The following is a 10,839-nucleotide window of genomic DNA, read 5'->3' as shown; positions in this document are numbered from 1 at the left end:
TAGGGGAACATGTCGGCCATCCTCAACCCCGCGGGTCCAAAGAGCAGACCTGAGACTGGATAAGGCCTCCAAATCGCTAAGTTTATCATCAAGACCACACGCGAATAGGAACGCGCATCGCCTCTATGCCTAGACCTTTGTTAGGACGTTGAAAGACGAAGAAAAGTTGCAGCTCAGCGGGGCATATCCCGATGCAACGCCTTTACTTGGTACCCGACTGCCTGCAGGCGCTCTGCCATCTCCTCCGCCATCATCACACTGCGGTGCTGGCCGCCGGTGCAGCCAAACGCAACCGTCAAATAGCTTTTGCCTTCAGCCACATAATGCGGCAGAAGATAGAGCATCAATCCGGTTACCCGTTCCAGAAATTCCACGGTCTGCGGAAACCCTCGCACATAGTCCGCGACCTTGGGGTCCTGCCCCGTCAACTTCCGGAACTCCGGCACAAAATGAGGGTTTGGTAAAAAACGAACATCAAAGACCATATCCGCGTCCAGCGGCACGCCATTTTTGAAGCCAAAGCTAAGGCAGGAAACCAGCAGATGATTAACCTGCGCATCATGCCCAAACCGCGCCTGGATATGCGCACGCAGCTCATGCACGTTGAAATTCGACGTGTCGATCAGCATATCCGCAACATTGCGAATAGGGTCCAGAAGCTGCCGCTCTTCCACAATAGACCGCGAAACCGTATCCTGCTTGCGCAGCGGATGCGGACGCCGCGTCTCGGAATAGCGCCGCACCAGCACCTCGTCCTTCGAGTCAAGGAAAACGACACGCGTAGGAAGCACCGTTTTGACGCTCTTGAGAATCTCCGGCAGCCGGTCGAGCGTCTGCCCCTCGCGAATATCCACGATGATGGCGGCCTCTTCAATCTCACTGGACTTTTCAACGAGCCGCGCAAAATCAACCAGCAATTCCAGCGGCAGATTATCCACCGCATGAAAGCCAAGATCCTCAAACGCCTTGAGCGCCGTGGCCTTGCCCGCCCCGGAGATGCCGGTCACAATGACCAGTTCTTTGCCCAACTTCCTATCCGCATCTGCGGAGCCTGCAACGTCCCGGCCTGAATCGTTCTCTTGCGCCATGCGCAAATGATAAGGCAGGGACGTAGGGACTAGGGACTAGAGATTTCATCTCATCCGTATCTATACGCCTAAATCAATAAGGCCCCGGCTGGATTTCTCCAACCGAGGCCATATGTTTCTAGTCCCTAGTCCCTAGTCCCTACATCCCTGTTTTTAGGGAATCTCAACCAATTCCATCTGCCCATCGCGGCGGCGATGCAGAACAAACAGCTGCCCCCCCGGATTGCGGAAGATCAACAGCTCGCGGTCACGGAACTCCGCCTCTTTGACAGCCTCTTCCATCGTCATGGGCTTCAGCGAAATCGCGTCCGCGCTCTTCAGGATATGCGGCTCAACGACAGTCGGCTTAGCCGGGAAGGAATGCGCGGGAATGGCAGCGCGCGGCTTCACAGGCTTGATAGGAGAACCATCTTCCCCCACTTCCGGCTGGGCGGGCCGCGTCTTGGGACGCGCCACGGGCGGTTCCGTCAGCACTTTCTCTTCCTTGGGCAGCCGCTTGCGCGTGAGATGGCGGTCACGATAACGCAACGCCTGGTGCTCGGCATGCGAAAGCGCATCACGCAGCGCTGCCTCCTGCGTCGTAGCCTGCCCTGTGGCAGCAATGGTGTGATGCCGCGCCGAAACCGTCAACTCGGCAATCTGAAGATGGCGCTGCACGCGAAAGGTGACAGACGCGCTCGTTGTCCTGCCCATGATGCGCGAAATGCGCTCCATTCCTTCTTCAGCCTGCGCACGCAGAGCCTTGGAAATCTTCACTTGCCTGGCGGTCAACTCGACGTCCATAGCTATCCTCCGATTGAAAAATACTATTCATCCAGAATAGCAGCCTGAAGAGAACCTACGGATTCTATAGCACATTAGAATCTGAAGAACAGTGATGAATAACAAGGATTAGGAAACAGGGTTTTGCTTTTGCCTTCTACTCCCTATTCCCTGCCTCTTATTCCCTTCTTCGACGCTGATGCGTCGAAGGAATATTCATCTCTTCCCGGTATTTGGCAACTGTGCGGCGCGTCAACTGGATTCCCTGCGCCTGCAGCATCGCCGCAAGCTGGTCGTCAGTAAGCGGCTTGCGCGCATCTTCCTCTTCAATCAGCTTCCGTACCTTGCGCTTGAGCACAACAAGCGGCGTATCCGCGCCCTCCGGCCCATTCGAGCCTTCTGAGAAGAAGAACCGCAGTTCCAGAACGCCCTGCGGAGTATGCGCGTACTTGTTGGCCACCGCGCGGCTCACCGTGGAAGGATGCACGCCAATCTCTTCCGCAACTTCCTTAATCATCATGGGGCGCAGCGCTTCAATGCCCTTGTCCAGGAACTCCTGCTGCCGCCGCACAATCACTTCGCACGTACGCAGAATCGTGCTCTTGCGCTGAGCAATGTTGCGCATCAACTGCAGCGCGGAGCGGAAGCGCTCTTTCACATACTCTTTCACTTCGCGTTCCGTGCCCTCGGAAGCGAGCATCTGCCGGTATCTCCGGCTCAACCGCAGGCTCGGCAGGTCTTCCTCATTCATGGAGACAACCCACTCGCCGCCGCGCTTGACAAAAACCACATCCGGCTCAATCAGCCGCGTCTGTTCGCGGTTATACATGCGCCCCGGGCGCGGATCAAGCGTGCGAATGAACTCCACCGCAGCATGGGCCTCTTCCGCGGAAGCCTGAACAGCACGCGCCAGTTCCTTCACATCACGCTTCTGCAGCAGCATGAGATGCTTGTCCACAATCGCCGCGGCCACTTCCATTGCGCGACGGCGTTCTTCCAGCTTTACCTCCGCCTCTGCGCGGAAGCTGCCATGTGGATCTACCTCGACCTCATCTTCCTCGTCCTCTTCTTCCGAAACACTCTCGACCTGCTGCCGCCGCGCATACAGTTGCGCAAGCTCATGCCGCTGCGCGGCAATCTGAATCAGCAGGCACTCACGCAAATCACGCGCCCCAATGCCAGCCGGATCAAGATGCTGCACCAGGTTAATTGCACGTTGAATAAGCTTTCGCGCGATTTCATCAGCAACCTCGGCCCCGGCAAAAGAAGCTGCCAGCTCCTCTTCGCTGGCCGCAAGATAGCCATCTTCATTCAGATTGCCCACGATAAATTCAGCGGCAATCGATAACTCCGGCTCCAACGAAAGCGCGCCAAGCTGCCAGGTAAGATGGTCGGTCAGCGTTGTAGGCTGCGAAAGAAAATTCTCAAACGAAGGCTTCTCGCTGTCCTCGTACTCAGGCTGCGTCTTGAAGCCGGGGTCGAGATACTCCTGAAAATAAGAGCCGAAATCCACCTCTTCAAATGGGTCGGCAGGCTTAGGCGCGGCCTCTTCTCCCACATGCTCCAGGCTGCGCTCCGCGTTGCGGTCCAGCGCTTCCTCGCGGCTGGCCACCTCGTCCAGCATCGGAACCGACTCGTTAATCTCTTCCAGGACTGGGTTCTCAACCAGCTCCGCGTCAATCATCTCCTTGAGCTCAAGCTTGTTGAGCGCAAGCACGCTCACCATCTGCATCAGGCCCGGTGTAAGGACCTGGCGTTGTGCCACCTTCAAATTCAATTTGGGTTGCAACAGCGCCATGAGAACCTATCAACTCCCTGAAAAAGTCCGGATGAAATATATGTAAGTGTAGCCGCTGCGGGATGCACGCCCAGTGGAAAAGAACATGGACGCGTGACAGTGTTCCAAAATGAACAAAGCCCCATGAGAATCGTTTCAGAATGCGCCTGAAACCTCACACTCTGCACGCCACGGTTTAGCCAGCCTTAATCCAGTGAAAATCCCTCTCCCAGATAGACCCTGCGAACCTCAACATCGTTACCCAATTCCCGTGGGGTTCCAGCACGAAAGATTTTGCCTTCAGCAATGATATAAGCCCGGTCGGTCACGCTCAGCGTCTCGCGAACATTATGGTCCGTGATAAGAATCCCGATGCCGCTCGCCTTCAAGTCAAAAATAATCTTCTGCAAATCCAGCACGGCAATAGGGTCAATACCGCTGAAAGGCTCGTCCAGCAAAATAAAGTTCGGCTGAATACAAAGCGACCGCGCAATCTCCACGCGCCGCCGTTCACCGCCTGACAGCGCATACCCACGTGTGCCGCGAATATGTCCAAGATTCAACTGCTGAATCAGCCGGTCCGTGCGCGTGCGCCGTTCCTTGTTGCTCAACGGCTGCGCTTCCAGCACCGCAAGGATGTTTTCCTCCACCGTAAGCTTGCGAAAAACAGACGGCTCCTGCGGAAGATAACTGATGCCATAATTGCGCGCCCGCAGATACATCGGCGTGCGCGTGATGTCGGTGTCATCCACCATTACGCGCCCAGTCTCCGGCTCCACCAGGCCAACAATCATGTAGAAGCTCGTGGTCTTGCCTGCACCGTTCGGACCCAGCAGGCCAACCACTTCCCCACGGCTGATGCGGATATCGACGCCGCGCACCACCTGCCGTCCTTTATATGTCTTGCCGAGTCCTTCGGCGATCAGTGTCTCCATCCAACTCGCTTCTTTACCGGCCCGCTTTTGCAGGCGCGTGCGTCACTGTTGTGGTCTTGGTTCCCGCGCCTTCGATACTGACGCTATCATCGCGGCTATTGAAAATCAAAGCATTGCCGGTAACCGTTCCATGCTCGGAATCGCTCATCTTCGGCGGCACTGCCGCGGTTCCCGTCAGCACATACTGGCCCGTCTGCCCGCTGTACACAAGCTGCTCCCCTGTTCCCTGCCGTCCCTGCGAACTCAACACGACATGACCATGCGCCATCATGCGCTCAACCTGTCCTGCCGGATTCTCCTTACCCGCATGCGTTCCAGCAGGCTGCAAAATCAACTCAACCGAATCCGAGTTAGACGTAACGGCTCCCGTTTCGGCAGTAACAGCACCACCTTCCGCCGCGTACAGCACAGCCTTCCGCGTTGCATCGGAGTACTGCAGCTCCCCTCCGCGCACGCGAATCACAGACGGCGTTGCCGATTTGCTTTCTTCTGACTTCTGCCCCGGCGCACCACCGGAACTCAACAGCACCAGCCGCACCGGGTCCGCTGCATCGGTTCCATGCGCCACCAGCGTGCGCTTCGTGCGGTCCAGCACAATCACCGGAGCCGCAACCGAGTTCGCATCCTGCCAAAGCCGGGCTTTTCCATGGAAGGTCGCTTCCCCCGTAGCCTGGTGGAACTGCGCCTCATTCGCAATCACGTGCGCAGGCGTTTGCCCGCCAAAACCAACTGTGCCTGAAGCCGCCTTATCACGCTCGTCGTTCAGCCACGTCGCCTTCACATTTCCATGTCCAAAAGCATCACCGGACTGCTGCGCAACATCCACCTTATCCGCCGTCAGCTCAAGCCCACCATTCTGCACACGCGGATTTACGGTAAGGTGCAGCCACTGCCCTGCTCCTTCGTAAACAGCATGGCCGCTGGTAGCGCGCAAAGCCGGCTGTGGTGCTTGCCCCGGCTTCGCCGCAGGCTGCTGCGTCATCACCACATTGCCATCAATCGTTGCCGAATCAATCTGCGATTGCGCACCCTTCAAAGATGCCTTTGCGCCCTGCACAAAATGTGCCTCCAGCTTGTTGCCGGTTGTAGTTTGCGCTGCGCCGGATGCAGTAGTCTGCGCAAAACTTGCGTGCCCCGTACCTGTAACCTGCGACAACTGCTGATCCGCTCCAAACTCCGCAACAAGCTGCTCGGCAGCCATGCGCGAAGGCGTTACAACACCATCGCCGCGCCGAGTCTGCCCGCTCAGCACCACGCCGCCCTGTCCAGTGATAGACGCAATCTCCATCTGCTCCCTGGCTTTCTGCGTCTTCGCACCTGCCCGGAACTCCACATCTGTCACAGGCGATTGCCAATCGCGGCTGACATGAGAACCGCCTGCATCCTCTTCGCTGTGCATCGTAACGCCGCGCTCAAGATGCGCATGCTTCAAATCGCCCGTCGAAGTAAACGCCAGCTCCGCCGTTGGTGCTGCGCCATGCGACTGGCGGCCTCCGTTAACAGAATCAAGCGTCACGCCTCCTTCAAGATGCCCGCGCTGCGGCTGATTCTTCTCATTAAACTCAAGCCATCCCTGCGGAGCCGCAACATGGCTCCCCGTCACACTCGCCAGCGTAAATCCGCCATGCGCATCCAGCCGCACCGCCGAGCCATCCTGGCGAAACAGAATCTTCGATTCCCCCGCAGACGCCTTGCCGTTACGATAGCTCGCTGTAGCCCCGCGCAGATTACACTCCAACGCCGTGCGTTCAAACTCGGCATGCTGCGCGTGGACGTTAATCTCTTCGCCATTACGATGCGTGTTAAGCGCAACGTCATGATCCAGCACCATCAGGCCCTTGTCGGAGTCAAACGTTGCTCCCACCGCGCTGCCTTCGCCCTGCGCCAGCGTAAACTCAACACGCTGCTCCGTGGTGGCCGTGCCGGATTTCTGATTGAAAGTCAGGCCGCTGGTCTTGACCTCAATCTGGCCCTCCGCAGCCGTCTGCGCCATGTTTCCGAACGCCGTCTTATCTGGCCTTGCGCTGTGGGCTTTATCGCTTGCCGCTGCCTGTTCCGCAACAGCCTTGGGGGCCACGGCAGGCGCAACGCCCGGCTTCATGATGGTGATCTCTACAGGCCCGGCGGCGGTGGCAATGCCGGCCTTCTGGTCATACTCAAACTCGTTGCCGGCAATGCGGTCCACGCGGCTGCCGTCTTCGCCATAAAGCTCAATCTGCACATCATGCAGCAGCGCCTTGCCGCCTTCCTTAAGCTGCACCACCTTGGAAGCATGAATCTTGAAGAGCGTGTGGCCGCCGCGCGACTGCGTATACGTCACGCCATTCGCTTCCTGCTGAATATCCACTCCCAGCCGCTTGGGAACTTCGCTCAGGTTAAAGCGGCTTTTCCACTTGGAAAAAGTCAGCGAGCCGATGAGCGCCACAATAAGCAGCCCGGCAGCGACAAGCACCAGCGTTCGCAGCCGTTCAATCGTCAGCCGGAATGGGAAAGCAGGCACGCGCTTAATTCCCCTGGCCCAAACGTGCCGCAAGCTTCTGCGCAAGGCTCTCGCCCAGTTCGCTCCACAACAGGCGCGCCGTTGCGCCGGAGTTCTTTTCAACCGCAGCCGTCAGGTCCACAAGCTGGCGAATATTCTGCGCAATGTGCTGCTCCGCTGTTTCGTCCAGATCCACGCCTTCTTCAAGAAACGGAGCGTCAGGACCAAAATCAATGCGGATATGGCCTTCCTGTTCGTAGGTGCCTTCATCAAAGAGCGGACCAAAAGCCGTCACGCGAACAAGACGCTGCACGCGAACCCACCGCGCATCGAGACTGCCAGCCTCCTCCAGCTCCCAGAGATACCAGCCAATCTGGAACTCATAGGCATAGTCGTCGTGCAGCAGTTCCAAGGAGTCTTCAATCGCCTGCTTCGGCTCCGCGCCCTCGGTCGCATAGCCATAGACGCGCTGAAAAACCGGCGCTTCATGCCAGTTCACCGGCCAGACGGTCACAGCGTAAACCTTAGCATCGCCGCCGTGCGCGGCAAAGGTAGAAAGCACGGTTGCCAGCTTGTCGGGCAGTGCCGCAAGCCGCAGATTCGGGTACCACAAACTCAGATAAAGTGCGTCTGCCATCTCTATCTATTTTAGACTGCGGAAGTTCGCGCCGGATGCAGAGAAAGCCTGTTATGCTGGGCCGCATGAAGCGGAACGTTCTCCCCTTAATTGCCCTTGTGATTCTTTGCTCGCTGGCTGCGTGCCGGTCTGCGCTTTCCGGCAGCGGCGCTGCACCCAACCCGGATAGCGCCGTAGCCACGCACCGGGCAGCGCAGCCGCGCGTTGCTGCCGCTACGGGCAACTTTGACTACTACCTGCTGAATCTCTCCTGGTCGCCGGAGTATTGCCACTCGCACCCCGAAGCAGCCGAGTGCGCACGCCGAAGCACCTTCGTTCTGCACGGGCTCTGGCCGCAAAACAACGATGGAAGCTATCCGCAACACTGCTCCACCAGCGCCGCCGCCCCAAATCCCTCGCAATTTTCGGATATCTATCCCGAGCCGGGATTGCTGATGCACGAGTGGCAGACACATGGAGCCTGCACCGGCCTCTCCGGGAATGACTTTTTCACCGCCGCACGGACAGCCTACGAGTCGGTGCAGATTCCGGCACAGCTTGCGCATCTTTCCTCGCAGACTTCCCTGCCGCCTGACCAGATTACGGCGCTGTTTACCAAGGCCAATCCGAACCTGCGGAGTGAGGATATCGCCATCAGTTGCGGGCACAACTACCTGACAGCGGTCGAGGTCTGCCTCGATAAGAGCCTGCATCCGATTGCATGTCCCGCCGTTCGCTCCTGCCGGGCGAACACCGTCCGCATCGCCCCACCGCAATAATTCGAGAACACCTCAAAAATAAATCTCAAATCTGTGGATAACTCTTGCGCTCAATTAACCCTTTTTATGCCACACTAACAATCAAGCAGAAAAACAGCCCGATTCCAATGGAATCGGGCTGCAGTCTTTATCAGGCAGTCTCGCAAAAAAATTGCAAAAGTAACCACCCGCTAACTAAATAGTAAACATAAAAATTCCCCACAAAACATTGATTTGATTAACAAATCAAGCGAAAAACTCCAGTTCCCAAAAACAATACATCGAGTGGCGAAAGCAGAATCAGCCGCCCTGCAAGACTTTTACGCCGTCACAATCTCCGAAAAATCAGCGATGCCGCTGAAGCCCTTGAGAATGCCGCTGATGAGCCCCAGGTTGGCTCCGCGAACTGCCGGGTCGTTGTCCAGCACCATCACCTTGTCGAAGAAGGCATCGACGGCAGGGCGCAACGTGGCAATTTCGCTCAGAGCTTCGGTGTAAGCGTGGCCCTCACGAAGCTTCGCCACCTTGGGAGCCAGCGCTTCAGAGTCAGCCAAAAGCTGTTTGGCTTCCGGGGAGAGCTTCGCAGGGTCTGCAGCACCAATTTCGTACTTCTTCTCTTCGGCCTGCTTGAGAATGTTGGCAATGCGCTTGAAGGCTGCCGAAACCGCAGCAAAGTCTTCCGAGCCGCGAACCTGTGTGAGTGCTTCAGCACGAGCGATGGCATCGCGAACATCGTCCGCTCCCGAAGCCAGCACAGCGTTCACCACGTCATAGGCGAAACCGCGCACATCCTTGAGGTAGAAATGCAAACGTTCGCGCAGGAAAGCGAAAACTTCCGCAGAGACCTTCTCTTCGGCTGGAGCGGCCTTCACGATATCGCTCAGAGTAAGCGGCAGTGTGGACTCGGCAAGAATCTTGACGATCGCATTGGCTGCACGTCGAAGCGCAAAAGGATCTTTTGAGCCTGTTGGCATCTGGCCAATGCTAAACATTGCTGCAATCGTCTGGATGCGGTCGGCAAGACCGAGAAGCTGACCTTCCGTGGAGACGGGAATGTTGTCTTCCGTCGATGCCGGAATGTACTGCTCATAGATGGCAAGAGCCGTGCGCTCTCCGAGCCCCTGCACGCGAGCGTATAGCCCGCCAATGATGCCTTGCAACTCGGTAAACTCCTTGACCAGCTCCGCAGTAAGGTCCGTCTTCGCCAGCTCAACAGCCTTGAAAAGCGCATCCGCATCAAACTTCGCGCCGCCAGGCTCGGCAGTCTTCGCAAGCGACTCCGCAATCGCGAGATTTTGCTCGGTCTTCCAGTGGTAGCTACCCAGCTCTTTCTGAAAGGTAACGTTTTTCAGGCTTTCAAGACGGTCAGCAAGCGGCGTCTTCTGGTCAAAGTCCCAGAAGAACTGCGCATCCTTAAAGCGAGCCACGAGAACCTTCTGGTTGCCGTGACGAATAATAGCCTGCCCCTCTTCATCGGCCTCCGTATTGAGCACAGCGAGGAAATGCGGAGCCAGTTTGCCGTTAGCGTCTTCCACGGCGAAATACTTCTGATGGTCGCGCATGACCGTAACCAGCACTTCTTCCGGCAGGCTGAGAAACTCCGGCGAGAAGTTGCCAAGAATAACACTGGGCCATTCCGTGAGGTGCGTGACGGTTTCGACAAGGGGCTCGTCTTCGCGCCAGCGAGCCCCTTCAACGCTGCGCGCCGCGTAGTCCAGCGCCTTGCGGATAATGTGGCGGCGGACCGCTACATCGGCAATCACGTTTGCGCCTATCAGCGTCTCCGCGTAGTTCTGCGGAAGGTCAATGGATACCGGGAAGTCGCCGTGCATGATGCGATGACCGCGGCTCTGGTTCCCTGCCGCGATGCCGGCGATTTCGAGCGGCACAACTGCCGCGTCGAGGAGCGCCACTACCCAGCGGACAGGGCGGACGAAGCGCTCCGGCTTGCCGGCGCGCCAGTACATGTTTTTAGCCCAGTAGAGGGCGAGGACTTCTTTAGGCAAGTCAGCGGCAAGGATTTCCTGCGCAGCACGGCCCGTGCGCTTGACGGTTGCGCCAACATACTCGCCCTTCGCATTGGTGATTTTTTCCAGCGCTTCCACGGCAACGCCTGCCTTCTTGGCAAAGGCTTCGGCGGCTGGAGTGGGCGCACCATCTTTGAACGCAATCTTCCACGAAGGCCCGGTAAGTTGTTCTTCCGTGTCGGCCTGCGAGGCAAGCACGCCCGAGGCAAGGACAGCAAGGCGGCGCGGGGTCGAATAGGTCGTCACCTTCGCGCCTTCGGCCAGAAGATGCTCGCGGGTGAGCAGGTCAGTGACACGCTTGCCCAGCTCCGTTTCCGCAGAGGCAATCATGCGGGCAGGGATTTCATCGAGTCCGATTTCGAGAAGAAAGTCTGACATATCAACAAATCTTTCTGAG

8 protein-coding genes are annotated in these 10,839 nt (G+C 57.5%); 1 reads left to right on the top strand and 7 read right to left on the bottom strand.

Annotated elements, in window-relative coordinates; genetic code table 11:
- Nucleotides 1–173 precede the first annotated feature (173 nt).
- The 6 genes from rapZ to AC5S3R_RS20100 all read right to left on the bottom strand — a co-directional run bounded on the left by rapZ (nucleotide 174) and on the right by AC5S3R_RS20100 (nucleotide 7,678).
- Nucleotides 174–1,088, bottom strand: a complete 915-nt coding sequence (gene rapZ / locus AC5S3R_RS20125; protein WP_494268987.1) for an RNase adapter RapZ — start codon at nucleotides 1,086–1,088, stop codon at nucleotides 174–176.
- Nucleotides 1,089–1,241: 153 nt separating this feature from the next.
- Nucleotides 1,242–1,871 carry an HPF/RaiA family ribosome-associated protein gene (locus AC5S3R_RS20120; protein WP_494268986.1) on the bottom strand — a complete coding sequence of 210 codons (630 nt, stop codon included), beginning with the start codon at nucleotides 1,869–1,871 and terminating at the stop codon, nucleotides 1,242–1,244.
- A gap of 157 nt (nucleotides 1,872–2,028) precedes the next feature.
- Nucleotides 2,029–3,648 carry an RNA polymerase factor sigma-54 gene (locus AC5S3R_RS20115; protein WP_494268985.1) on the bottom strand — a complete coding sequence of 540 codons (1,620 nt, stop codon included), beginning with the start codon at nucleotides 3,646–3,648 and terminating at the stop codon, nucleotides 2,029–2,031.
- Between the two features lie 185 nt (nucleotides 3,649–3,833).
- The gene (gene lptB / locus AC5S3R_RS20110) at nucleotides 3,834–4,562 is read right to left on the bottom strand and encodes an LPS export ABC transporter ATP-binding protein (RefSeq protein WP_494268984.1); all 729 of its coding nucleotides are present in this window, start codon (nucleotides 4,560–4,562) and stop codon (nucleotides 3,834–3,836) included.
- A 13-nt stretch (nucleotides 4,563–4,575) separates the two neighbouring features.
- Nucleotides 4,576–7,062, bottom strand: coding sequence for an LptA/OstA family protein (locus AC5S3R_RS20105; protein WP_494268983.1), 2,487 nt, complete (start codon nucleotides 7,060–7,062; stop codon nucleotides 4,576–4,578).
- Nucleotides 7,063–7,066: 4 nt separating this feature from the next.
- On the bottom strand, nucleotides 7,067–7,678 hold the full coding sequence (locus AC5S3R_RS20100; protein ID WP_494268982.1) for a hypothetical protein: 612 nt from the start codon (nucleotides 7,676–7,678) through the stop codon (nucleotides 7,067–7,069).
- 35 nt (nucleotides 7,679–7,713) lie between these two features.
- On the opposite strand from AC5S3R_RS20100, the gene AC5S3R_RS20095 reads away from it, so the two are divergent.
- On the top strand, nucleotides 7,714–8,436 hold the full coding sequence (locus tag AC5S3R_RS20095; protein ID WP_494268981.1) for a ribonuclease T2 family protein: 723 nt from the start codon (nucleotides 7,714–7,716) through the stop codon (nucleotides 8,434–8,436).
- A 299-nt stretch (nucleotides 8,437–8,735) separates the two neighbouring features.
- Here the strand turns inward: AC5S3R_RS20095 and glyS are convergent, their stop codons facing one another.
- Nucleotides 8,736–10,820 carry a glycine--tRNA ligase subunit beta gene (glyS, locus tag AC5S3R_RS20090; RefSeq protein WP_494268980.1) on the bottom strand — a complete coding sequence of 695 codons (2,085 nt, stop codon included), beginning with the start codon at nucleotides 10,818–10,820 and terminating at the stop codon, nucleotides 8,736–8,738.
- Between the last annotated feature and the right edge of the window lie 19 nt (nucleotides 10,821–10,839).

Source organism: Occallatibacter sp. FHG110214_02 (assembly GCF_059115385.1).
The sequence above is the reverse complement of the archived record's forward strand: the minus strand, read 5'-3'. Positions and strand labels throughout refer to the sequence as shown.